Source organism: Mycobacteroides salmoniphilum (assembly GCF_004924335.1).
Taxonomy (GTDB): Bacteria; Actinomycetota; Actinomycetes; order Mycobacteriales; family Mycobacteriaceae; genus Mycobacterium; species Mycobacterium salmoniphilum.
In genome coordinates this window covers 3835579-3857741 of sequence record NZ_CP024633.1, presented here as the reverse complement: position 1 = coordinate 3857741, position 22163 = coordinate 3835579, and the positions used below count along the sequence as shown (strand labels likewise).

Annotated in this window: 22 protein-coding genes; 19 read left to right on the top strand and 3 right to left on the bottom strand. The window is 64.0% G+C overall.

Annotated features, from left to right (window positions below; all coding sequences use genetic code 11):
- Nucleotides 1–264: 264 nt before the first annotated feature.
- Nucleotides 265–924 (bottom strand): TetR/AcrR family transcriptional regulator, encoded by a 660-nt coding sequence (locus DSM43276_RS19250; RefSeq protein WP_078327928.1) that lies wholly within the window; start codon nucleotides 922–924, stop codon nucleotides 265–267.
- A 291-nt stretch (nucleotides 925–1215) separates the two neighbouring features.
- Here DSM43276_RS19250 and DSM43276_RS19245 point away from each other — a divergent pair, with 291 nt between their 5' ends.
- From DSM43276_RS19245 to DSM43276_RS19210, 8 genes are all read left to right on the top strand, one after another.
- Nucleotides 1216–1911, top strand: a complete 696-nt coding sequence (locus tag DSM43276_RS19245) for a TetR/AcrR family transcriptional regulator (RefSeq protein ID WP_078327927.1) — start codon at nucleotides 1216–1218, stop codon at nucleotides 1909–1911.
- Between the two features lie 186 nt (nucleotides 1912–2097).
- On the top strand, nucleotides 2098–2952 hold the full coding sequence (locus DSM43276_RS19240; protein ID WP_078327926.1) for a metal-dependent hydrolase: 855 nt from the start codon (nucleotides 2098–2100) through the stop codon (nucleotides 2950–2952).
- Nucleotides 2953–2981: 29 nt separating this feature from the next.
- The gene (locus tag DSM43276_RS19235; RefSeq protein ID WP_078327925.1) at nucleotides 2982–4553 is read left to right on the top strand and encodes a flavin-containing monooxygenase; all 1572 of its coding nucleotides are present in this window, start codon (nucleotides 2982–2984) and stop codon (nucleotides 4551–4553) included.
- On the top strand, nucleotides 4550–5470 hold the full coding sequence (locus DSM43276_RS19230) for an SDR family NAD(P)-dependent oxidoreductase (protein ID WP_078327924.1): 921 nt from the start codon (nucleotides 4550–4552) through the stop codon (nucleotides 5468–5470). Before DSM43276_RS19235 ends, DSM43276_RS19230 begins: the two co-directional genes overlap by 4 nt.
- Before the next feature lie 10 nt (nucleotides 5471–5480).
- The gene (locus DSM43276_RS19225; RefSeq protein WP_078327923.1) at nucleotides 5481–6431 is read left to right on the top strand and encodes an SDR family NAD(P)-dependent oxidoreductase; all 951 of its coding nucleotides are present in this window, start codon (nucleotides 5481–5483) and stop codon (nucleotides 6429–6431) included.
- A gap of 4 nt (nucleotides 6432–6435) precedes the next feature.
- Nucleotides 6436–7320 (top strand): metal-dependent hydrolase, encoded by an 885-nt coding sequence (locus tag DSM43276_RS19220; RefSeq protein ID WP_078327922.1) that lies wholly within the window; start codon nucleotides 6436–6438, stop codon nucleotides 7318–7320.
- Nucleotides 7321–7373: 53 nt separating this feature from the next.
- Complete coding sequence (locus DSM43276_RS19215; RefSeq protein WP_078327921.1) at nucleotides 7374–8444, top strand: PDR/VanB family oxidoreductase; 1071 nt, start codon at nucleotides 7374–7376, stop codon at nucleotides 8442–8444.
- A gap of 15 nt (nucleotides 8445–8459) precedes the next feature.
- A complete protein-coding gene (locus DSM43276_RS19210) occupies nucleotides 8460–10283 on the top strand; it encodes an SDR family oxidoreductase (protein ID WP_078327920.1) in 1824 nt (607 codons plus the stop codon).
- A 15-nt stretch (nucleotides 10284–10298) separates the two neighbouring features.
- Here the strand turns inward: DSM43276_RS19210 and DSM43276_RS19205 are convergent, their stop codons facing one another.
- A complete protein-coding gene (locus DSM43276_RS19205; protein WP_078327919.1) occupies nucleotides 10299–11093 on the bottom strand; it encodes a class I SAM-dependent methyltransferase in 795 nt (264 codons plus the stop codon).
- Between the two features lie 245 nt (nucleotides 11094–11338).
- On the opposite strand from DSM43276_RS19205, the gene DSM43276_RS19200 reads away from it, so the two are divergent.
- The 3 genes from DSM43276_RS19200 to mca are packed head-to-tail and all read left to right on the top strand — an operon-like array spanning nucleotide 11339 to nucleotide 14359.
- Nucleotides 11339–12907 (top strand): flavin-containing monooxygenase, encoded by a 1569-nt coding sequence (locus DSM43276_RS19200; protein WP_211196781.1) that lies wholly within the window; start codon nucleotides 11339–11341, stop codon nucleotides 12905–12907.
- Nucleotides 12897–13442 carry an SRPBCC family protein gene (locus DSM43276_RS19195; protein WP_078327918.1) on the top strand — a complete coding sequence of 182 codons (546 nt, stop codon included), beginning with the start codon at nucleotides 12897–12899 and terminating at the stop codon, nucleotides 13440–13442. Before DSM43276_RS19200 ends, DSM43276_RS19195 begins: the two co-directional genes overlap by 11 nt.
- Before the next feature lie 47 nt (nucleotides 13443–13489).
- Nucleotides 13490–14359, top strand: coding sequence for a mycothiol conjugate amidase Mca (mca, locus tag DSM43276_RS19190; protein ID WP_078327917.1), 870 nt, complete (start codon nucleotides 13490–13492; stop codon nucleotides 14357–14359).
- Between the two features lie 4 nt (nucleotides 14360–14363).
- Here the strand turns inward: mca and DSM43276_RS19185 are convergent, their stop codons facing one another.
- Nucleotides 14364–15179 carry a DUF3109 family protein gene (locus DSM43276_RS19185; protein WP_078294144.1) on the bottom strand — a complete coding sequence of 272 codons (816 nt, stop codon included), beginning with the start codon at nucleotides 15177–15179 and terminating at the stop codon, nucleotides 14364–14366.
- A gap of 34 nt (nucleotides 15180–15213) precedes the next feature.
- Between DSM43276_RS19185 and DSM43276_RS19180 the strand changes: the two genes are divergently transcribed.
- From DSM43276_RS19180 to DSM43276_RS19145, 8 genes are all read left to right on the top strand, one after another.
- Nucleotides 15214–16161: a Ppx/GppA family phosphatase gene (locus DSM43276_RS19180; protein WP_044105077.1), complete on the top strand. Its 948-nt coding sequence runs from the start codon at nucleotides 15214–15216 to the stop codon at nucleotides 16159–16161.
- 66 nt (nucleotides 16162–16227) lie between these two features.
- Nucleotides 16228–17499, top strand: a complete 1272-nt coding sequence (locus tag DSM43276_RS19175) for a hypothetical protein (RefSeq protein ID WP_078327916.1) — start codon at nucleotides 16228–16230, stop codon at nucleotides 17497–17499.
- A 16-nt stretch (nucleotides 17500–17515) separates the two neighbouring features.
- The gene (locus DSM43276_RS19170; protein WP_078327915.1) at nucleotides 17516–18361 is read left to right on the top strand and encodes a sugar phosphate isomerase/epimerase family protein; all 846 of its coding nucleotides are present in this window, start codon (nucleotides 17516–17518) and stop codon (nucleotides 18359–18361) included.
- Between the two features lie 5 nt (nucleotides 18362–18366).
- Entirely contained in the window at nucleotides 18367–19173 is an 807-nt protein-coding gene (locus DSM43276_RS19165) for a thioesterase family protein (RefSeq protein WP_078327914.1), read from the top strand.
- Between the two features lie 29 nt (nucleotides 19174–19202).
- The gene (locus tag DSM43276_RS19160) at nucleotides 19203–19658 is read left to right on the top strand and encodes a nitroreductase/quinone reductase family protein (protein ID WP_078327913.1); all 456 of its coding nucleotides are present in this window, start codon (nucleotides 19203–19205) and stop codon (nucleotides 19656–19658) included.
- Between the two features lie 10 nt (nucleotides 19659–19668).
- On the top strand, nucleotides 19669–20112 hold the full coding sequence (locus DSM43276_RS19155; RefSeq protein ID WP_078327912.1) for a nitroreductase/quinone reductase family protein: 444 nt from the start codon (nucleotides 19669–19671) through the stop codon (nucleotides 20110–20112).
- A 67-nt stretch (nucleotides 20113–20179) separates the two neighbouring features.
- Entirely contained in the window at nucleotides 20180–20779 is a 600-nt protein-coding gene (locus DSM43276_RS19150) for a TetR/AcrR family transcriptional regulator (protein ID WP_078327911.1), read from the top strand.
- Nucleotides 20772–22133: a hydroxysqualene dehydroxylase gene (locus DSM43276_RS19145; RefSeq protein WP_234802934.1), complete on the top strand. Its 1362-nt coding sequence runs from the start codon at nucleotides 20772–20774 to the stop codon at nucleotides 22131–22133. The genes DSM43276_RS19150 and DSM43276_RS19145 overlap by 8 nt, the downstream gene beginning before the upstream one ends.
- The last annotated feature ends 30 nt before the right edge of the window (nucleotides 22134–22163 follow it).

Genomic DNA, 22163 nt, shown 5'->3' with positions numbered 1-22163 from the left:
GTGGGTATCTAGTACCCGACATCACAGTTGGTGGCTTAGTGTGGTGTAGGTCATGGTCCCTGTCAAGCGCGGGGTTACCACGTTGATCAGGTTGCAGCATGTGCCTACGCAGGTAGATATGTGACGCGTCCTGGTCGGGACGCTGTCATGGCGAGGCTGTCGGAGGTCCCCCGACCCGGCCTTCTAGCAATTCACTGGTTCAGTGTTCAGTTTATTGGCTAGGGCAGAGGCTAGCGGAGGTTCACGATCTTGGGACGGGAATTGTCAAGAATTTGCGAGCGTGGGAGGAGCGGTCGTCACCGACCGCACCAGCTCGATGAATGCGCCGATGTATGCCTCGCGTGCATCGCCGGCGAGCTCGCCTCGGATGGCCTTCAGGGTGGCGGCCATCGACAACCCGGTGATGGCGTGTGCCAGGAATTCGGTGTCGACGGCCGAGGTGATGGCGCCGTCGGCGCGGGCCTGCTCGATGATGGTGACGTTGATGGACTCGATGAGGTTCAGGATGCCGAACATCCGCTTGGTCATTGCCGAGTCGAGCAGGCCCTCACGCAGAATGACCTGCATGATCTCCGGACTGTTGTCCAGCATGTCGAACAGTCGGGTGAATACCGTGCGCAGATGTTGGTCGAAGTCACCCTCATTGCCCAACAGGTCGCTGGTGTCGTTCACTGCCGCGAGCGTTCTCTGGAAGTAACTGTCGATCACCGCGTCCAGTGCGTCCCGTTTGGTGTCAAAGTACAGATAGAACGTGCCTCGCCCCACGCCCGCGCGCTGGGTGATGTCGGTGATGCTCGCCTTGTGGTAGCCCTTCTCGGCGAATTCCAGGGCAGCCGCCTCGGTCAGGGTGCGCTGCCGCTCGCGTGCGCGCGTCGGATTCGGCGGGCGGCCCGGCCCTCGCCGGCCTCCGTTGGTGCTGGCCACGCGAACACAGTAACCACTCCTGGCAAATATGTTGGTAAATGCACTAACTTGCCGTCGCATCATTCGGGCGCAGTCACAACCATTTCATTAGCTGAACTGCGGGCCGGAGAAATATGCCGTGGTGGGGCGGTGGTGGTCGATACCTGTCTCTAGAGTGGCCGATATCGTCGGCGTGACGGCATTGTTTGCTGTACGTCTCGTGGGGGGTGCTCATCGTGGGTGCCCTGGTTGATTCTCGGTTCTTCTACGTCGAGCTATGCGCACCGGAGGCCCAGGTAGTCGGTCTACGATGTGGGCGTGTCAACGCAGGTGTATCCCGATCGCGGCCTTCCTGAGCTGACCGGTGATGCGCGCGTCGACCGGTGGCGTGAGCATCGTGCGAAAGTGCGCGCGGAACTGGTCGAAGCCACTCTGCATGCGATAGACGAGCTCGGTCCGGATCTCTCGATCGACGATGTCCTCAAGTCCGCAGGTATCTCCCGGCCCAAGCTGTACCGCTTCTTCGCCGACAAGGAAGCTCTCTTTACCGCGGTGGCGATGCGTGTTCAGGAGCTGGTTGTCGAACGGGTGGTGTCGAACATCGACCTGTCCCTGAGCCTGCTTGAGCTTTTCCGCTCGGGAATGGCCGGTTACGTCGACATGGTCGATGAGCAGCCCAACCTGGTGCGCTTTCTGCTGAGTGTCCAGTACGCGAACGCGACGTCGCTCATCGAGAGCGGGCGGCCGCTGTCCGACGCCATTGCCCAGCTGGTGGGCTCGATATTCAGTTCTCGCGGTGGTAACGCCGATCACATCGAGTATGTGATCGATGCGATGCTGGCCTCCACTGGTATCGCCGTCCTGCGCTGGTTCGACGAGCCGGTCATCAGCAAGGAAACGCTCGTCGATGAGCTGGTGGTCTATGTCTGGGGCGGGCTGGCGGCGTCTGCCAAGGCTCGTGGTGTCGAGCTGCATCCGGACGACCCCATCGTCCTGCCTGTCGACTAGCTTCTGGCCCTGCCCGGCGGGGCGCCTTCTGTCGTTGTCGCCCTAGGTCGCTCGTCGGCGACCCGTAATCACTTGAATCCATGTCACCCGCGGCGGTGTATTGCGCCCCGCGGTGCCGTCGTCCTATGGTGTACTGAAGGTAGTACTGCAAGTACCAGTAACTTTGCGTCACAAGGGAGTGGTGAAATGGCAAGTCCAGCTGCGGCGTACCCCAAGACCCGGCGGATCCGATTCCGTTTCGGCGACGACGGCAACGCCCACAAGTACTTCGTGGAAAACGACATCGTCTACAGCCATTTCGTCGCCGGACTGTCCGGCGGCTTCCCACCCGGCGAAGAGGGGTTCATCCGTTCGGTGCGTAGGTTCTCCGACCAGATCACCGATCCCGTGCTCAAAAAACGCGTCGCAGGATTCATCGGGCAGGAGTCGGTGCACGGACAAGAGCATCGCCGGGTCAACGAGAAGCTGATCGATCTGGGTTACCCCATCGCGTGGTGGGATGCGCCGAAGCAGGTCGACCGGTTGATCCGGTTCGAGAACATGCTCCCCGCCCGTGCACACCTGGCCTTCACGGCGATGGCCGAGCACATGACCGCGATCCTTGCCGAGCGGACTCTGGGTAGCGAGGAAGTGCAGGCCATTCCGGGTGATCCGGAAGTGTGGCATCTGCTCAACTGGCACGCCCTGGAGGAGCTCGAGCACAAGTCGGTGGCATTCGACGTGTATCGCGCCGTCGGCGGTACCGAGACCATGCGGATCGGTCTGATGCTCGTCGCGATGACCATCGTCCCTCCGCTGACGCTCGGCGTTCTCGCCGGCTCGCTGCTGTCCGACCCGGTCGCGCGCCGCCAGCCACTTCGGCTGCTGCGCGAAGCGCGGGGGCTCTTCGGCGGACCGTTGTTCAAGGGGATCGTGGGTGATGTCCGCAAGTACCTGCGGCCCGGCTTCCACCCGGATGACATCGATACCGAGGGGCTGCTGGATCGTTGGCAGCAAGAGCTTTTCGGTAGCAAGGGAATTCTGGTCGATCACCTCAAATAGCCCGCGACACGTCAAAGGAGACGCGAACCGTGAGCACTGCCGCATGGCATTCAACGACGGCTGAGCTGGAGCAACCCGACCACGAGGTGGCGGTGATCGGGGCCGGCTTCGGTGGAATCGGAACAGGTATTTCTTTGCAACGCAAAGGTATCCACGATTTCATCATCATCGACAAATGGGACCAGGTGGGTGGCACCTGGCACGCGAATACTTACCCGGGGGTGGCGGTCGACATCCCGTCGGTGGTGTACAGCTTCTCCTACGAGCAGCGCGGCGATTGGTCGCGTCTGTTCGCACCGGGCGATGAGTTGCAGCATTACGCCGATTTCATGGTGGACAAGTACGGGCTGCGTGAGAAGCTGCGGTTGGGGACCAGCGTTGTTCGTGCGGAATTCGACGAACGAAACAGTCTGTGGCGGTTAATCACCGATGGAGGCAGGGAGATTACCGCCAGATACTGCGTGATGGCGGTCGGCGGCCTGGAACGTCCGAAGATGCCCGATATTCCGGGAGTCGACGATTTCGGTGGGACGCTTCTGCATACCGCGCTGTGGGATCACGATGTGGCGCTTGCGGGTAGGCGCGTCGCGGTGATTGGAACCGGGGCGACTTCACTGCAGCTGGTTCCCGCCATCGTCGACGACACGCGCCATCTCACGGTGTTCCAGCGCACGCCCATCTGGGTTGGTCCGAAATTGGACCTCGAAATCGGCCCACTAGGCCGGGTAATTCTGGGAAATAGGCAGATTCGCTCCGCCATCCGATCGGTCGCGACGGTCGGGATCGAGCTTGCCATGAGCGGACAGGTGGCAGGTCCGGCGTGGCTGATCAACGCGGCGCGCCGCGCCGGCGAGGCACCGATGCGCCGGTGGATGCGTAAACAGGTCGATGATCCGGTGATTCGGGAGAAGCTGATCCCCCAGTACGGATTGGGCTGCAAGCGTCCATCGATGTCGAACGAGTATCTCAAGACGTTCAACCGGGACGACGTCAGCCTGGTCACCGAATCGATCGAATGCGTGACACCCCACGGAGTACGCACCGTTGACGGCGTCGAGCACGAGGTTGATGTGCTGATCTGTGCGACGGGATTCAAGCTGTGGGACAAGGGTTCGGTGCCACCGTTTCCTGTACTCGGTCGCGGCGGGCAGGACCTCGGCGAGTTCTGGGACAAGCACCGTTTCCAGTCCTACCAAGGGGTTTCGGTGCCCGGTTATCCCAACATGTTCTCCATCACCGGGCCGTACGGATTCGTGCTGGGGTCCTATCTCTGGATGATCGAGGCGACATCGGCGCACCTGGCGCGAGCCATCGCCGAGACCAAACGTCGTAGGGCCACCGTCTGTGAAATACGGCAGGAGGTCCACGATGAGTACTTCCAGAAGTGCTTGAAGCGGCAGGAGAAGAACTTCCTGTTCACCGATGTGTGTGCCGGGTCAAACACGTACTACCTGGATCAGAACGGTGACTCGCCGTTCCGGCCGACGACACACGGCGAGATGTATTGGCAAAACCGTCATTACAACCTTGATGTATACCGCTACTCAACGGGTTCGGTAGTTCCCGAGACCGTGGCATCGATCTCCGGGGAGAGTGCGTGAGAAACAACGCGCTGGAGCCTCGACTGGTCGTGGTGACCGGTGCGGGCAGCGGCATTGGCCGGGCGACCGCGATCCGATTCGCCAAACGCGGTGCCTACGTGGTGGTTACCGACCTGGATCTGGACACCGCCAATGAAACGGTGGACCTAATCCACGCGGAGGGGCGCAATGCGTCGGCGGTGCAGCTTGATGTCACCGATCCCGACCATTGGGCAGACGTCGCCCGCTACGTGTCCATCGAATACGGAGTTCCGGATGTGTTGGTGAACAACGCCGGGATTGTGGTCAGCGGTCCATTCTTCAAGCTGAGCGCCGCGGACTGGGACAAACAGCTGTCGGTGAATCTGATGGGTGTGGTGCACGGGTGCCGGGTGTTCGGTGAACAGATGGTCGCACGCGGCGGCGGGCATATCGTCAACATTGCCTCGGCAGCCGCGTATACGCCGACCGCGGTGATGGCGCCGTACTCGGTATCCAAGGCCGGTGTGAAGATGTTGACCGAGTGTCTGCGGCTTGAATTGGGGCCCAAGGGCGTTGGGGTAAGTGCGATATGCCCCGGATTCATCAATACCAACATCGGTATCCACGGCACCATGGTGGGTATCGACCAGGAAATCGTCGATGCAAGCCGGCGGAGCATGCAGCGGGTACGTGAGATCACGGAGAAGCTGCCCTGGGCGCCGATGAGCCCCAATCTGGTCGCACGGGCAGTCACCCGCGCGGTTCGTCTGGATCTTGTGGTGGTTCCGGTGAAGCTCGAGTCATGGCTGGGCTATGTCCTGTCGCGGGCATTTCCGGCCGTGAACAGGCGACTCATGGCTCCGTTCAGCGTCGACAAATTCGAGCGTTTGGGCGAGCGGGCGGCGGCCAAACGCAGCGAGCATCAGGCTCCGGTTCTTGTCGATAGCGTGCGGTAGGGAGACCACAATGAAACTCAACAAACTCGAGCCCCAGCTGGTGGTGGTGACCGGTGCCGGCAGCGGCATCGGCCGGGCCACCGCCATTCGATTCGCCAAACACGGTGCTCACGTGGTCGTTTCCGATATGGATCTTGACTCCGCGCGGGCCACGACGGCAATGATCCGCGCCGACGGCAACACGGCATCGGCGGTGCAGCTGGATGTCACCGATCCGGACCAGTGGGAAACCTTCGCGCGGGACGTGCTCGCCGATCACGGCGTGGCCGATGTGTTGGTCAACAACGCGGGAATCGCCTTGGGCGGGGCGTTTCTGAAGCTCAGTCCGGCCGACTGGGACAAGTTGCTCTCGGTGAACCTCATGGGGGTGGTGCATGGGTGCCGGGTCTTCGGTGAGCAGATGGTTGAACGGGGCAGCGGGCATATCGTCAACATCGCCTCGGCCGCAGCCTTCACACCGACTCCGGTGATGGCGCCCTACTCGGTGTCCAAGGCGGGTGTGAAGATGCTGACCGAATGTCTGCGGCTGGAGTTGGGGCCGAAAGGTGTTGGAGTCAGTGCCATTTGCCCTGGCTTCATCAACACCAACATTGGGCTTAACGGAATAACCGTGGGCGTGGATCAGGACATGGTCGATCGGGGTAAGGAGATCATGCTCAGGATGCAGGAGCTCGCGGCCGGTCTGCCCTTCTCCCCGATGAGCCCGGACTTGGTGGCGCGCGCTGTGATGCGCGCGGTGAAGTACGACCTTGCGGTGGTGCCGGTGCGCGCCGAGGCATGGCTTGGATATGTATTGGGCCGAGTCGCTCCGGGAATCAACCGGCGTACCACACAGGCGTTCTCGATCGAGCGGGCCGAGCGGTGGGGTGCCTGGGCCCTCGGCAAATTGGATGATCTGAATCTGCTTCCACGCCAGGGCGGCGTCGAGGCGGCTCGAAAGCCCACGGCAGCACGGAGGTAGACAGATGAATGACACGGCAGACATCGGGGACGTAGCGCTGCATGCACGTAACGTCACGTTCGACTTCTCGGACTCGCCATTGCAATGGATACCGGATGAGCCGGTGGCCTCGCACGCGCTATCGGCGCTGAACTTCATGCTGCCCGCTGGCGAGTTATTCTTCGTCGACGTGTTCGGCCGGGCGCTGCCGCACATCAAGGATGAGAAGCTGCGCGAGGCGGTCATCGGCTTTATCGGCCAGGAGCAGTTGCATTCTGATACACATGACAAAGCGCTGCTGGAGTACTTCGGCCAGCATGGCATCGATGCACAGCCGCTGCACGACCTGACCGACCGTGCGCTTGCGACCTTCAAGCAGCAGACGGACCGGCTCCCGCCCAAGGTGCGGTATCGGGTGATGGTCGAAGGCATCGCCATCATCGCGGGTATCGAGCACCTGACTGCCACCGCGGGAGACTGGCTGCTCAACCACGACTTCGAGAAGTACGGTGCTGACCCCGTGATCACCGACATGTTCCGCTGGCACGGTGCGGAGGAAGTCGAACACCGCAGCGTCGCTTGGGATCTTGCTCGGCACCTCGGGGTCGGGCGCCCCCGCATGATGGCGTACTTCATCGGCTCCTGCGCGACAATCCCTGTGGGTCTGGTCTTCCTCAGCTGGCTGCTCGCACGCGCCGACCCGGACCTGCCGAAGGTGAGCCTGGCGCAATGGCTCCGCGAGACCAACAGGGCGATGAAGCGCGGCGCCACCCTGAGATGGAGCGTTCTGGGGGAGGGGTTCAGGAGCTTCCTGCGGCCCGGATTCAGTCCGGAATCCATCGGGGACACCGCGCAGGCGATTGCCTATCTGGCCAAGTCTCCGGCCGCCAAAGCCGCGGCCGCGGCATGACGCGGGCAGTTCCGGTGGCGGCCCCGACGGGCCGCCACCCTCTCGGCTGGGGCATGAAGGTACTTGACGTCGTGGGTCCGACGGCCGTCGCGGCCTTGGGCAGGACATTGCCCGCCGTGCTGCGACTGAGCCCGCTGCTGGGTCCGGTCCGCCAACCCAGATGGGTGGACCGGTCGCTGAATCTGGTTGTGCGAGAGCGTTCTGTGGTCGCTGCCGACCAGGATGTCGTGGCCTTCACACTCGGTGCGGTGGGCGGAGGCGAGCTGCCGAGGTGGCGGCCGGGTGCACATCTGGATGTCACATTGCCTTCGGGGGCGGTGCGCCAGTACTCGCTGTGTGGTGACCCGCGTGACCGGTATCGATACCGGATCGCGGTGCGACGCATACCCGGTGGCAATGGGGGATCGATCGAACTGCACGACGGCGTGCGTATCGGTGACACGCTTGGGGTCAAGGGTCCGCGGAACGCCTTCCCGCTGGCAACCACCGGACATCTGAACGCCGGCACCCGCCAGTTCCATTTCGTAGCCGGGGGCATAGGTATCACGCCGATCCTGCCCATGCTGGCGGTCGCTACCGACCTGGGGCTGCCATGGACGATGACGTACACAGGGCGCAGTAAGGAGTCCATTCCCTTCCGCGATGAGCTGGCCCGCTATGGCGATCGGATCACCATCCGTACCGACGATGAGGACGGGTTGCCTACGTCGGCCGATCTACTGCCGTCGTTGCACCCTGATCTGGCGGTGTACTGCTGTGGACCGGGGCCGATGTTGAGGGTGATTCGCGACGCCGTCGCCGAATACCCTGGCATCGAGCTGCATTTCGAGCGGTTCTCGGCACCGCCGATCGAGAATGGGGTGCCTTTCCAGGTGCAGCTGGGCACGGGCGGCCCGGTGCTGGATGTGGGGCCCGAGAACAGTGCGCTGGACGCGGTTCTCGCGGCCAGACCTGGTACGCAGCACTCGTGCCGCCAGGGCTTCTGTGGCACCTGCAAAGTCACGGTGCTCTCGGGTAACCCCGATCACCGCGACACCCTCTTGACCGAATCACAGCGCGCCGACGGCCAGATGCTCCTATGCGTATCTCGTGCCGACGGCGGGCGCTTGGTACTGGACATCTGAGAATGGAGATATGAGATGACTCTCACGACAGAGCGTGAAGACGGAGTGACGAACGACGGTGTCACCGAGCATGTGGTGCGCAACGGCGATATCGACGTCGCGTACTTCGTTCAGGGCAACCCCGACGGGGAAACCATTCTGCTGGTGCACGGGTGGCCGGATTCGCATCATCTCTGGGACGGCGTCGCGCCGTTGCTCAGAGACCGCTTCCGGTTGGTCGCGATTGACAATCGTGGCGCGGGAAAGAGCTCCAACCCCAAGAGCTTCCGCGGCTTCCGGCTCAGCGAGATGGCGAGCGACTACGTCGCCGTGGCCGACGCGGTGAGTCCGGACAAGCCCGTACACGTCCTCGGTCACGACTGGGGCAGTGTCGCGATGTGGGAGGCGATCTGCGATCCCGGCCTGGAACACCGATTTTCCTCCTTCACGTCGGTGTCCGGGCCCTCGGCGCATCACATGAGCCGGTGGGTGCGGTCACGGCTCGGTAATCCAACGCCGAAGAACGTGGCGCTCGCGCTTGGGCAGATCGGCTCCTTGCTGTACATGTTCGGATCCATGACTCCCGTCGTCCCCAACATTCTGCTCAAGCTCGCGATGAATGAAAACCGTTGGCGTGCTGGACTGTCCCTTGCAGAAGGCGCTCCCGTCGAGCAGATTCACCTCGGGCCGACATTCATGAGCGACATCACCAAGACATTGCGGGTGTACCGCGCCAACGCGTTGCCGGCGATGCTGCATCCACAGGACCGGCACACCGGCGTGCCCGTGCAGGTCATCGTCGGTACCCGCGATCCTGCGGTGCGCCAATCGAACTACGACGACGAGCTCAAATGGAACCAGCAGACATGGCGGCGGGTGCTCGATGGTGGCCACTGGTTGCCCTTCTCCCACCCACACGTGCTCGCTGCAGCAGCTACCGAACTCATCGACGCGGTATCGGGCAAGGAGCCTGACCGTGCACTGCGGAGGGCAGAAATGGGCAAGAACCGCAAGCCGTTTGAGGATCAGCTGGTCGTCATCACCGGAGGGGGTAGCGGTATCGGCAGGGAGACCGCCCTCGAGTTCGCCCGGCAGGGCGCCGAGGTGGTGCTCTCGGATGTGAATCTCGACGGTGCCAATGAGACTGTCGCGCTTATCGAGCAGGCAGGCGGTGTGGCGCACGCATACCGGCTCAATGTCGCGGACGAGGATGCCGTCAACGCGCATGCCGAGGAAGTTGTCACGCTCCATGGCGTGCCTGACGTGCTGGTGAACAACGCCGGAGTCGGTGCCGCGGGTGGATTCCTGGACACACCTTCCGAAGAATTCCGCCGCGTCATCGAGATTAACCTGTTCGGAGTGGTCAACGGCAGCAGGGCATTTGGCGCGAAGATGGCCGAGCGCGGGCTTGGCGGTCATATTGTCAACCTCTCCAGCATGGCTGCATACAGCCCGCAGAAGGCTTTCACCGCGTACTCGACCAGCAAGTCCGCGGTGTTCATGTTCTCCGATTGCCTGCGCGCCGACCTTGCGGCGCACAACATCGGTGTCACCACCATCTGCCCTGGCGTGGTGCACACCAATATTGTGGCCAATACCAAGATTTCGGGTGTGGATGCCGCGGAAGAGGCGCGGATGCAACAGGCCGGCGACAAAGCCTATGCCATGCGTCGCTACGGCCCCGACAAGGTGGCGCGCCAGATCGTCACCGCGGTACGCAAGAACAAGCAGGTCGTACCCGTGACACCCGAGGCGCGGCTGCAGTACCTCAACAACCGTTTGGCGCCGGGACTCACGCGCTACTTCGCATCCAAGGCGGGTATGACCGATCTCATCAAGCTGGTGCCCAGCAAGAAGTAGGGGGCCGGTCCGCCGCTAGGTCGCGATCCGGAGGGCGGCCTCGCGGCGGGCACGGATGAATTGCCCTTGCCCGGTGAGTGTTTGGTCGATGTTGGTCCATCCCTGGGCACGCAGCCAGCCGGTGACTTCCTCGCGCCCGAAGGCGCGGAAGCCGCCGATACGCATTGCCCCGGTGACACCCGGGAACGAGGCCGCCGGGGTCCGCAGCGACGTGAAGATCACGATCTGTCCGCTCGGCCCCGCCACTCGGCACAGTTCCCGCACGGCCTGTTCCGGATTGGGGATGAGGTACAGCGCAGCGAGGCACACCACCGTGTCGAATGCTGCGTCGGCGAAGGGCAGTGCGTGCGCGCTGCCGCGTATGTAATCCACATGTTCGGCCGAGTTGTCGCGCACTGCCCGCCGCAGCATGGGGCCGGATAGGTCCAGGCCGATACACGCGCCGTCGTGCCCGAGCTGCGCGGCGAGTTCACGGGTATAGAGGCCGGGACCGCATGCGACGTCAAGGATCTTGAGATCCCCGCGACCGGCGATCTCGCCCATCAAAGCGGTGTGGGCCTTGAGGGTGCTTCGACCGCCATAGCTGAACCCCCGGGTGAACATCGGCCGCCAGGCGCGCTCGTAGATCGCCGCCAACAGGGGGCTCTGCATGAACCGGTTGGCCAGGGAAACCGGCTCGTCGCTTTCGGGGCCGAGGACATCGAGATAGCCGTGTTTGCGCTCGGGCGGGTGCGCGATCCGGGTGGGATCGACGAACGTATCGGCGAGCTTCGGATCCGGCAGGTTGCCCACGGTCCCTCCAGTGCACATCGGTTGATTCCAGATTAGTGAAACGGATAGTACTGGATACCTAATGTCACGCATAGACCCGCAATGTGTGAGTTTACGCAGTATGGGGGCGTGGGCCCCGCTTGTTATTTAGCGAATGGCATGTCAGTCTATTAAATATCTGAGTCGGGTGGGTGGGGCGTCTCGTGTGCGGCGGCGTATCCCATCGCGACCGCTCGGCCGGACATGCTGCAGGCAAAGGGAAGGAACATGCCGTGAAACGAACCATGGAACCCACCATGGGTCTGTATGACGAACCCGATTACGAGGTCGCGATCATCGGTGCCGGGCTGGGTGGCATCTGCGCGGCCATCAAGTTGCTTGAGATCGGCATCGAGAACTTCGTCATCATCGATCGGGATGAGGACTTCGGCGGCACGTGGTTGCGCAACACTTACCCCGGGGTCGGTGCCGACATCCCGACCGTCGCCTACCAGTTCACCTTCGCTCCGAAGGGTGACTGGCAACGATTCTTCGCCACCGGCGCCGAAATACAGCAGTACGCGTTGGATTTGGTTGCCGAGCACGGACTGCGCGCGTACGCGAGATTCGGAACGCGTGTTGAGCGTGAGGTGTTCGATGAAGGCAATCATCTGTGGCAGGTGCACACCGCCGATGGTGGGATCATCTCGTCACGCTTCCTGATCAGCGCCATCGGCGCGTACATCAACCCGCGAACGGCCCCGGACATCCCGGGGCTGGACACCTTTACCGGCCCGATCCAGGTGCCGTCCCGGTGGCAACACGACGTGGACATGCGCGGCAAGCGTGTCGGAATCATCGGTGTGGGAAGTTCCACCGTGCAGATCGCTCCGGCCATTGCCGCGGAGGTGGAACATCTCGATGTGTATCAGCGGACACCGCAGTGGTACTTCCCGAAGCCGGACTTCCGGATGCCTCGGCCGCTGCAGCGGTTACTGGCAAGGCGCAGGTTCGCCAATGCGGTCAACGGTATTGCCTTGGCGGGCATTGAACTTGGCTTGCGCGTCCTGATTTATACCCCCAAGCCATTGTTCCGGGTGGGCGCGGCGGTCTTCGACAGGGTGGCACTGTGGGCGTATCTGGGCTGGCTCCGGCACAAGGTGGATGACCCGCAGGTGCGAGAGCAGCTGCGGCCGCGGTTCGGGGCGGGCTGCACGCGCGGCACGCTGGGTGCGGACTACCTGCCGACCTTTAACCGGCCGAACGTGACGCTGGTGTCGAACGGCATCGAGCGGATCACCCCGACGGGCATCGTGGACACGACGGGTGCCGAACGCCCCGTCGATGTTCTGGTGCTGGCCACCGGGTACGAGATGTTCTCCGACCCGGAAACCTATCGGCTGGGAACTGTGCTGGGCACCAAGGGATTCGACCTGGCGGAGTTTTACCGCGACAACGGGCTGCAGGCGTACCAAAGTACTTCGGTCCCGGGCCTTCCCAACAGGTTCATGCTCGTCGGTCCGTACTCGTGGACCGGCACCAGCTTCCACTACATCCTGGAGAACTCGATGCGTCACATCGAGGCCGTCATCAAGCTGGCCCGTGCCAAACGAGCCACCTGGGTCGAGGTCACGCAGGAGGCGCTGGACGACTTTCAGACGAATATCGCCCGCAGCGGTGCCAACCTGAATCGGTACTTCACGGTGAACTGCGCCGGGTCGAACAGTTACTTCATCAACTCGCAGGGCGACACGCCCTATGTGCGGCCCTGGACGGTGTTGCAGTCGTATCGGCGCAGTGTCACATTCCCTTCGGGTGCCTACGATTTCAGGTCCGTTAACAGCCCGGTGAAGGAGATCGAACATGCGATTTGACGCAGTCCCCATCGCGCTCGACGGGGTCGAGGACTTCTTCGCCACCGCGCCGTTCGTGACTCGAGTCCGGCGTACTTTCGATGCGCCGCCCGAGGAGGTGTGGCAGGTGGTGTCCGGCGATCGAATGTGGTCGTGGCTGCCCTCGGTATGGGGCTGCCGGTATCCGCAGGACATCACGCCAACCGCCGGCACCGTGCGGGACTTCCAGATGTACATCCACTCCTGGATGGTGTTCGCCCAGCACGAGCAGATCATTCACTTCGATGCCCCCCGCGTCATGCGGTACACGGCGCTGGATGCCACTCTGCCGGTGTTCGGGTCGTGGTGCGAGGAGTACCGGGTCGTGCCGGAGGCCGATCCCGGCAAGGCCACGGTGGACTGGACGCTGGCCTGCGCGCCGCGGTACCTGACAAACATTCCGGGATCGCAGTATGTGATCAGCCCGGTCGCCGCCATTCTCAAGCCCGTCTTCTGGTTCGGTCTGGGCGGTCTCGCACGCGAGCTGCCGGCCCGCGGCCCGCACCGCACCGGCTGACCCCGGCCGGGAAGTGCGCGGCGGGCGCGTTGTGTTCCACTGACACCATGCGGTTGATGGCGGTGCACGCCCACCCCGACGACGAGTCGAGCCGCGGTGCGGCGACCCTGGCCAAGTACGCGGCCGAGGGGCATGAGGTTCTCGTCGTCACGGCCACCGGCGGCGAGCGTGGTGACATTCTCAACCCGGCGATGAATCTGCCGGGTACCCACGAGAACCTGTCGAACGTGCGCCGTGCGGAGATGGCGATGGCAGCGAAAACCCTTGGCGTTGAACATCACTGGCTGGGGTTCATGGACTCCGGCCTGCAACTCGACCCCAGTCTGTTGCCCGAGGATGGGTTCGCCCGCGTGCCGCTCGTCGAATCCCTGGCTCGCCTCGTCGAGGTGATCGGGCAGTTCCGGCCGCACGTGATGATCACCTATAACGAATGTGGCGGCTACCCACACCCCGATCACGTTCGTTGCCATCAGCTGGCCGTCGCCGCGTATGAGGCATGCGAAGAGGTGGGCAAGCTCTACTACTTCCACGAAATCGTCCGGGTGACACCGGGAATGGTGAAGCTCGCGGGACGGGTGGAGCGGATCATCAGCCGTATCCCACGCCGGAGAACTCGCGCAGGACCGGCGGATTCCCGAGCGGGCGATGTCGCGGTCCCCGGTTGGGTGCGACGGGTGAGTCCGCTGACCCGGCGGCTGCGAGGGCCTCGGGTGACCACCGAGGTCTCCTGTGCCGACTACTTCCCCGTACGAGACAAGGCCTTGCGGGCGCACGCATCGCAAGTGGATCCCAACGGACCGTTCTTTCTTGTGCCGTGGACCTGGCGACAGCAGCTATGGCCGACGGAGAAGTTCGAACTCGCGCACACCCGCGTGGCAACCACTGAGCCAGAGACCGACCTCTTCGCGGGTCTCTAACCAGCTAGTGAGGTGCCGCCGCGACCGTCGCCGGATGCACCGCGATCAGTCCCAGCCCCCGGCGGCGCTTGCACATCGCGGCCAGCTCGGAGTAGGCCTTCTCGCCCAGCAGCTCCGTCAACTCGGGGCCGTACGACTGCCAGACCTGCTTCTTGCCGACATGTGCGGCCGGGTCTCCGGTGCAGTACCAGTGCAGGTCGGCGCCGCCCTCACCCCAGCCGCGACGGTCGTACTCGGTGATCGTCGTCTTGAGGATCTGCGAACCGTCCGGGCGGTCCACCCAGGCCTGCGTCCGCCGAATCGGCAGTTGCCAGCAGACCTCGGGTTTCATCGTCAGCGGCTCCACGCCCAGCTTGATGGCCTTGGAATGCAGGGCGCAGCCGATGCCGCCCGCGAAGCCGGGACGGTTCAGAAAGATGCACGCACCCTTGTACTTGCGTGTGCGCCACTGTTTTTCCCCGTCGAGCTCGTCCTTCTCCAGGTAGCCCTTGCGGCCCAGCCCCTTCTCCCGGAATTGCCAGTCCTCATCGGTGAGCTGTTTCGCCGAGTCGTCCAGCTTGGCGCGATCGTCGGCATCGGACAAAAAGGCACCATGGGAGCAGCAACCGTCGTCGGGTCGTCCAGCAACCGTGCCCTGGCACGCGGGCGTGCCGAACACGCAGGTCCAATGCGATAGCAGCCAGGTCATGTCGGCCTTGATCAGGTGCTCCGGATTCTCCGGGTCGTAGAACTCCACCCACTCGCGGGCGAAGTCGAGCTCCACCTCCTGGCCGTCGAGGGAGGCGTCACGTCCAAAGGGCTGTTTTGGCAGCGTCGTCACAGATGTAAACGGTAGACCCACTAACGTGTGCTGCGTGCGATTAGGCGTGCTGGATGTCGGCAGCAACACGGTGCACCTGTTGGTGGTCGATGCCCGACGGGGTGGACACCCCACACCCATGAGTTCCACCAAGGCGGCACTGCGTCTGGCAGAGGCGATCGATGAGTCCGGCAAGCTCACTCGCAAGGGCTCTGACAGCCTGGTGCACACCATCCAGGAGTTCTCCAAGATTGCCCGCAGCTCCGGCTGCGCGGAGATCATGGCGTTCGCCACCTCGGCGGTTCGGGATGCCACCAACTCCGATGAGGTGCTGACACGCGTCAAGAAGGAAACCGGCGTGGATCTCGCCGTTCTTTCCGGCGTCAACGAGTCACGACTGACTTTCCTGGCGGTGCGGCGTTGGTACGGCTGGAGCGCGGGACGCATCATCAACCTCGACATTGGCGGCGGCTCGCTGGAGCTGTCCTGCGGTGTCGATGAAGAACCCGACATCGCGTTGTCCCTGCCCCTGGGCGCGGGACGATTGACCCGGGAGTGGTTGGCCGAAGATCCGCCGGGACGTCGCCGCGTCGCTATGCTGCGTGACTGGCTGGAATCGGAACTCGTGGACGCTGCCAAGCAGGTGGCGGCGGCAGGAGTGCCCGACCTGGCCGTAGCGTCCTCGAAAACGTTCCGGTCGCTTGCGCGACTCACCGGTGCGGCGCCTTCCGGCGCAGGACCACGAGTTAAGAGGACACTTACAGCAAGCGGACTGCGTCAGTTGATCGCGTTCATCTCGCGAATGACGACCGCAGACCGTGCGGAGTTGGAGGGAGTCAGTGTCGATAGGGCGCCTCAGATCGTCGCCGGAGCACTCGTTGCGGAGGCAAGCATGCGTGCTCTGTCGTTAGAGGCGGTCGACATCTGTCCCTGGGCTCTGCGCGAAGGGCTAATTCTGCGCAAGCTGGATAGCGAAGCCGATGGCACCGCACTCGTTGACTGAACCCGTCCGACACGGCCTCGGAGCCGCGACGCCGGCGACCTTAAGCCTCGGATGGTAGGAGAGGACATGACCGACTCAGACGACACGCAGCGGCCGGTATCGGTTGCCGAGCTGCTGGCACGCAATGGTGCCGCCGACGGCAAGATCAGCGGCCACCGCCGCAGGATGCGCGGCAATGCCGACGCGATCCCGGTGGCCGAGCTGACCGGTGAAATCCCCGTCATCCGTGACAAGAAGGGCGGACGGGCGCGCCCGAACCCCGCGCCCACGCCCACTGCGGACACGTCGACGGCGCCCGAGACACCCAAGGCACCCGAAACGGGAGCGCGCTCCTACCTGCGTTCCAACGAGGATGCGTTGTTCGGCGGCGACAGCATGGCCGACGAGGCCGCGCGTCGCGGTCCCAGCACGTCGTCGACGCACGCTCAGCCGTCCTCGATGGCGTCACCGCTTCGCAGCATCTTCCCGCCAACCCCCACGCCCGTCGCCCGGCCGGGGGAACCGCGCAAGTCGATCGATTTCAACGACGCGACCGGTGTCATCTCGCCGATCACCAAAGAGCCGCCCGCCTCGGAGCCGACGCCGGCGCCGAGGCCCGCCGTGGTCGCTCCCACCCCACCGGCAGCACCGGCAGCCCCCGCGGTTCCGGTCGCGCCGGTGTCTCTCCCCGAGCCCGTCGCACCGGAACCCGAGCCGGAACCCGAGCCAGAGTCGGTCGCACAGCCGGAGGCGATTGCGCAGCCGGAAACTCGCGAAGACGAGCCCGTGGAGGCCCTGGAGGCCGTGCAGTCGTCGGGCCACGGGAACTACACGGAGTACGAAGAAGGCGACGAGTACGAGCAGTACGGCCACGCCCCCGGCGTCGAATGGACCTCCCACGATGCCGAGCAGGACGTCGAGGACGACGAGTTCGAGGGCGAGGAAAGCCACTATCAGCTGGAGCACGAGCTTCAGGAGCTCATGGGCGCGCACGGGGGCCCGGCCGAACCTGAGGCCAATCAGCTCGCCGACGTCGGGGCCGACACCGACAAGCCCGACGCCGAGGCCAAGGCCGACCGCCGGGAGAAGATCAAGACCTACCTGCAGGGCAGCTGGATCGCTGCGCAGTATCTGCTGGCCGCCGCCGCGGGTGCGGGTCTGTTCTTCGGCTTCCGGGAATTGTGGAGCTGGAATCAGGGCATCGCGTTGGTCTTGGGTGTGTTGTTCATCGCAATTTTGGTCGCCTCGCTGTGGGTGATTCGCAAGACAGTCGACCTGGTCAGCATTCTGATCGCCATCGTGGTGGGAGCGCTGATCGCGTTCGGCCCGCTTGTGCTCATGCTGCAGTCGGTTGATTAGGTAGCGTTATCCAATCGTGCGCCCTGCGATCAAGGTTGGTCTGTCCACGGCCTCGGTGTATCCACTTAAAACCGAAGCGGCCTTCGAGTATGCGGCTCGACTCGGGTACGACGGTGTCGAGCTCATGGTGTGGGCCGAGGCGGTGAGTCAGGACGTCGGCGCCGTCGCGAAGCTCTCCCGTAAGTACGACATGCCGGTGTTGTCCGTGCATGCCCCGTGCCTCCTGGTGTCGCAGCGCGTCTGGGGGGCCAACCCGATCCCGAAGCTGGAACGCAGCGTCCGGGCGGCCGAGAAGTTGGGTGCGCAGACCGTTGTCGTGCACCCACCCTTTCGCTGGCAGCGCCGGTACGCCGAAGGGTTCGCCGAACAGGTTGCCTCGCTGGAGGATTCGAGTGGCGTCTACGTCGCGGTGGAGAACATGTTTCCACTGCGGGCCGACCGTCTGTTCGGTGCCGGGCAGTCATCGGTGGAACGCATGAAGCGTCGCGGCGGCAGGCCCGGAATCGGAGTCTCCGCGTTCGCACCGTCGTTCGATCCCACCGACGCCAACCATGCGCACTACACCCTCGACCTGTCGCATACCGCCACCGCCGGGACCGACGCGGTGGAGATGATGCGCCGGATGGGATCGGGGCTGACGCACCTGCATCTCACCGACGGCACGGGTGCATCCGTCGATGAACATCTGGTGCCGGGCAAGGGGACTCAGCCCGTCGCGCAGGTATGCCGGGAGCTGGCGATAGGCGACTTCACCGGACAGGTGGTGCTGGAGGTGCACACCTCGACGGCGCGCACCGAAGACCAGCGCGAGGCGATTCTGAGGGAGTCCCTGGAGTTCGCCAGAACCCATCTGGTGCGATAGGTGGCGTGGTTAATGCTTCTTTCGCGCAAGCAATGTCTCTTACGCCCACGGGCGATGGGCTGTTTGACGCGCATTTAAACGACATCTGGACCATCGGACCCAAGCTGCATGGTGGCGTCATGCTCGCGCTGCTCGCCGGGGCAGCGCGAGAGACGCTCGGCGAGAGTGAGCCCATTGCCGTCAGCGCGAGCTACCTGTTCGCCCCTTCACCCGGTGACATGCAGGTACGTACGTCCGTCCGTAAGCGGGGCAGGCAGATCTCACTCGTGGATGCGGAGCTCGTCCAGGGCGACCGCACCGCGGTACACGCCGTCGTCACGCTGGGCACACCCGAGCTGCATGTGGGCCCCCTGCTGACGGCCCTGCCGCCCGCGCTCACCCAGCTGCCCACTGAGCCGCCGCCCGGGGTGGCCCCGATCGCCGAGGGCCACCCGATGGGGGACATCTTCCATCTGTACGGCGGGATCGATGTGCGTCCCTCGCTGCGGTCGATGAGCGACCTGAGCGAGCGGGGTAAGCCCGAGATCGTGCTGTGGGCTCGCCCGCGCGATATGGCGCCCGACGGGCTGTTCGCGTTGGTGTGCGGCGATATCTCGGTACCGGTGACCTTCCCGCTGGGGCGCTTCGGCTGGGCGCCCACCGTGCAGCTGACCACGTATCTGCGCACGCTGCCTGCGGACGGCTGGTTGCGAGTGTTGTGCAGCACCAACCAGATCGGCCAACACTGGTTTGATTCCGAACACACGGTGATCGACTCCGAGGGCGCTCTGGTGGTGCAGTCTCGCCAGCTCGCCATGGTGCCGGTAAACTGATCGGGCTACTCAACTGGAGGGTGTCGACCATGGGTGACAAGCAGAAGACGCCTGACTGGGCTGCCGAGGGAGGCGCATGGGTGCTCGAGAACGGGCATCGCGCCTTGTTGAAGCTGACCGGCGGCCGCTGGCCGCACAAGCTCGGGTTCATGCCAACGCTCGAGCTGCACACCATCGGGCGCAAATCCGGTGAACGTCGGTCCTCCTTGTTGAGCTCGCCCATCTTCACGCCGGAGCGGATTGTCGTGATCGCTTCGCTTGGAGGGGCCTCACATAACCCGGCCTGGTATCTGAATCTGGTGGCCAATCCGAATGTCGAGATCACGGTGCGCGGTCAGACCAAGCCGTACACGGCGCGCACCGCCTCGGACGAGGAGAAGGCCGAGCTCTGGCCGGAGATCACCCGGGGATTCGGCAATCCCTACGCGGGATATCAGCGCAGCACCACCCGGGACATCCCGGTCGTCATCTGTGAACCGGTTTAAGGAGATTTCTGTGAGCACACAACCTGATTGGGCCATCCGGATCGGTGCCTGGTTCTTGGAGAACGGACACCGAGCGGTGCTTGCGCTCACCGGCGGCCGGTATCCCAAGAAGGTGCTGGGCATGCAGCCGGTGGAGCTCTACACCATCGGTAGCAAGACGGGGCAGCGCCGCGGCACCCTGTTGACCGCGCCGATCTACGAGCCCGGCAAGGTGGTGCTGGTGGCCTCCTACGGAGGGGGCACCGAGAACCCCGCCTGGTACAAGAACCTCGTCAAGAACCCGGCCGTCGAGATCGCCGTGGACGACGTAGCGCGTCCCTTCACGGCGCACACCGCCTCTGCCGAGGAGAAGGCCGCGCTGTGGCCGGCGATCGTCAAGGCCAATCCCGGGTATGCGGGATACCAGAAGAACACCGACCGGGAGATCCCGGTCATCGTCTGCGTACCTGCGTAACCGCTGCGGGCCTGCCCGCGACAACGCGTGATTGACGGGTTGGACACTTTTTCATATTGTGTCCAACATGAAGATCGCGGCATCCGAAAATCCCCGTGACGGCATTCCCGAGCCCATCGTGGCCGCAGTCGCCATGACGCTGGTGCGCTCGGGCATGCAGCGGTTCAACCTGTCCGCCGCGGCCGAGCAGGCCGGGGTATCCCGGAGCACCCTGTACAACTGGTTCGGCGGCAAGCAGGCCGCCATCGATGCCGCATTCGGTTATCTCGCAGACGCATTCATCGACTTCTTCGCCGCAGCGGTGGGCGCGGAGACCACGCTGGTCGACCAGGTCTCGGCTGCGGCCGCGGGTATCTGCGAGCACCGCCGATGGACGGATCACCTGGCCTTGCACACCACCGATCTGCTGGATCTGATCCTGGACGAGCGTGGTGAGGACCTGATGCAGCGCTCCGTCGCGTTCTGGGCTCCACGCATACGGGAAGCGCAGGAGCGCAAGGAGATTCCCGGCCGCATCGTACCGGAGGAGGCTGCCGAATGGATCATCCGAACCCTGATGAGCATCGAAGTGCTCCCGCCGATCGTGATCGACCTGTCGGATCCGGCGGCGGTGCGCCGCTACTTCGCTGACTACATCACTCACGGATTGGGTGCCGCCCGTGAGTGATTCCTCGCGGCACTGCGTGGTGATCGGGGCCGGGGTGGCCGGGCTCGCGTCGGCGGTGTGGATGGCTGAGGCCGGGTTCCGGGTGACCCTGCTGGAGCGTCGGGCCACGCTGGGCGGGCGCACCCATTCGATCGAGATCCCTCAGGTCGACGACGTCGCGGACAACGGTGTGCACGTGATGTCCGGCTCGATGGAGGAGCTGTTGCGCTATCTCGAAACCATCGGGGCGCGAGATCTTTTGGCGGCCCAGTCGGGAACGTATGCGCGACGGCTGCTGCCCGGGGGAGAGGTAGACGACACCTCGCTGTTCCGGACATTCGCGTGGCTGCCCGCCGCGAGCATCGCAGACCGGCTCCGGGTGTGGCGGGCCTACCTGCGGATGGTCAGGGATTGTGTGCGTCCACCACGCGACCTGGATGCCATCACCGCGCGAGAGTGGCTCGATCGCATCGGTATGCCCAAGATCGCCCGCGATACCTGGATTGATTTCTTGATCATCGGCGCGCACAACGAGAAGCCGGATCTGATCTCCGCCAGTGCTTTCCGCAATCTATTGGTCACCATGGCCCGGCGGGGACGCGGTGCCGCTCGCAACGGGACGCTGCTGTACTCCACGGTCGACTTCAGCTCGCTGTTCGTCACGGGCGCCGAGAAGGTGCTCGCCAATCACGGTTGCGAGGTTCGTGGCCGCGCCGGGGTCAAATCAATAGTGCTGCACGACAATGCCGTTTCCGGCGTATCGCTGACCGATGGTGAGTTCATCTCCGCCGACGCGGTGATCTGTGCGGTCCCGCCGTGGGCGGTGGAGGGTTTGCTCGATGCCGTCCCCGGCCATGAGCGGTTGTACAGTGCGGCAGCCAAGCTCGTCCCCGCCCCGCTGGTGAGCGTGTACCTGTATCTGAACAAATCGCTGGGGCTGACGACAATCCTCGACGCGCTCGTGGGTGGCGAGGGCGTGGTTGAGCAGGTCTTCGACCGGCAGAAGATGGTGGGATACGACGGCAGTGAGCGCGGTCTGTACTCCTACGAGATCACAGTCAGCGCCGCATATGCTCTGAACGCGTTGCAGTCGAGTAGTGAGATCGTCGACACGTGTATGCGGTTCCTGCGCAACTACTATCCGGCCGCTCGGAATGCCGAACTGGTGCACGCCAAGGTGGTGCGGATGCCGCGTGCCACCTACAGCGAGCGTCCGGGGACGGCGGGCATGCGTCCGCCGCAGCGGACGGCGGTACGTGGGCTGGCGCTCGCGGGTGACTGGACCGCGACAGACTTCCCGTCGACGATCGGCGGTGCGGCGCAGAGCGCCGAGCTGGCCACCCGCGTGATCCTCGATCAGATGCGGGTGGGATGAGCTCTTGATTGTGAGCTGACGCACATTCAG

What these genes read in the sequence shown, in the direction of transcription:
- DSM43276_RS19225 (WP_078327923.1), top strand. Translation starts at nt 5,481, where the DNA reads ATGAAACTCAACAAACTCGAGCCCCAGCTGGTGGTGGTGACCGGTGCC.
- DSM43276_RS19195 (WP_078327918.1), top strand. Translation starts at nt 12,897, where the DNA reads ATGCGATTTGACGCAGTCCCCATCGCGCTCGACGGGGTCGAGGACTTC.
- DSM43276_RS19205 (WP_078327919.1), bottom strand. Translation starts at nt 11,093, where the DNA reads ATGTGCACTGGAGGGACCGTGGGCAACCTGCCGGATCCGAAGCTCGCC.
- DSM43276_RS19150 (WP_078327911.1), top strand. Translation starts at nt 20,180, where the DNA reads ATGAAGATCGCGGCATCCGAAAATCCCCGTGACGGCATTCCCGAGCCC.
- DSM43276_RS19215 (WP_078327921.1), top strand. Translation starts at nt 7,374, where the DNA reads ATGAAGGTACTTGACGTCGTGGGTCCGACGGCCGTCGCGGCCTTGGGC.
- DSM43276_RS19220 (WP_078327922.1), top strand. Translation starts at nt 6,436, where the DNA reads ATGAATGACACGGCAGACATCGGGGACGTAGCGCTGCATGCACGTAAC.
- DSM43276_RS19210 (WP_078327920.1), top strand. Translation starts at nt 8,460, where the DNA reads ATGACTCTCACGACAGAGCGTGAAGACGGAGTGACGAACGACGGTGTC.
- DSM43276_RS19240 (WP_078327926.1), top strand. Translation starts at nt 2,098, where the DNA reads ATGGCAAGTCCAGCTGCGGCGTACCCCAAGACCCGGCGGATCCGATTC.
- DSM43276_RS19175 (WP_078327916.1), top strand. Translation starts at nt 16,228, where the DNA reads ATGACCGACTCAGACGACACGCAGCGGCCGGTATCGGTTGCCGAGCTG.
- DSM43276_RS19160 (WP_078327913.1), top strand. Translation starts at nt 19,203, where the DNA reads ATGGGTGACAAGCAGAAGACGCCTGACTGGGCTGCCGAGGGAGGCGCA.
- DSM43276_RS19200 (WP_211196781.1), top strand. Translation starts at nt 11,339, where the DNA reads ATGGAACCCACCATGGGTCTGTATGACGAACCCGATTACGAGGTCGCG.
- mca (WP_078327917.1), top strand. Translation starts at nt 13,490, where the DNA reads ATGCGGTTGATGGCGGTGCACGCCCACCCCGACGACGAGTCGAGCCGC.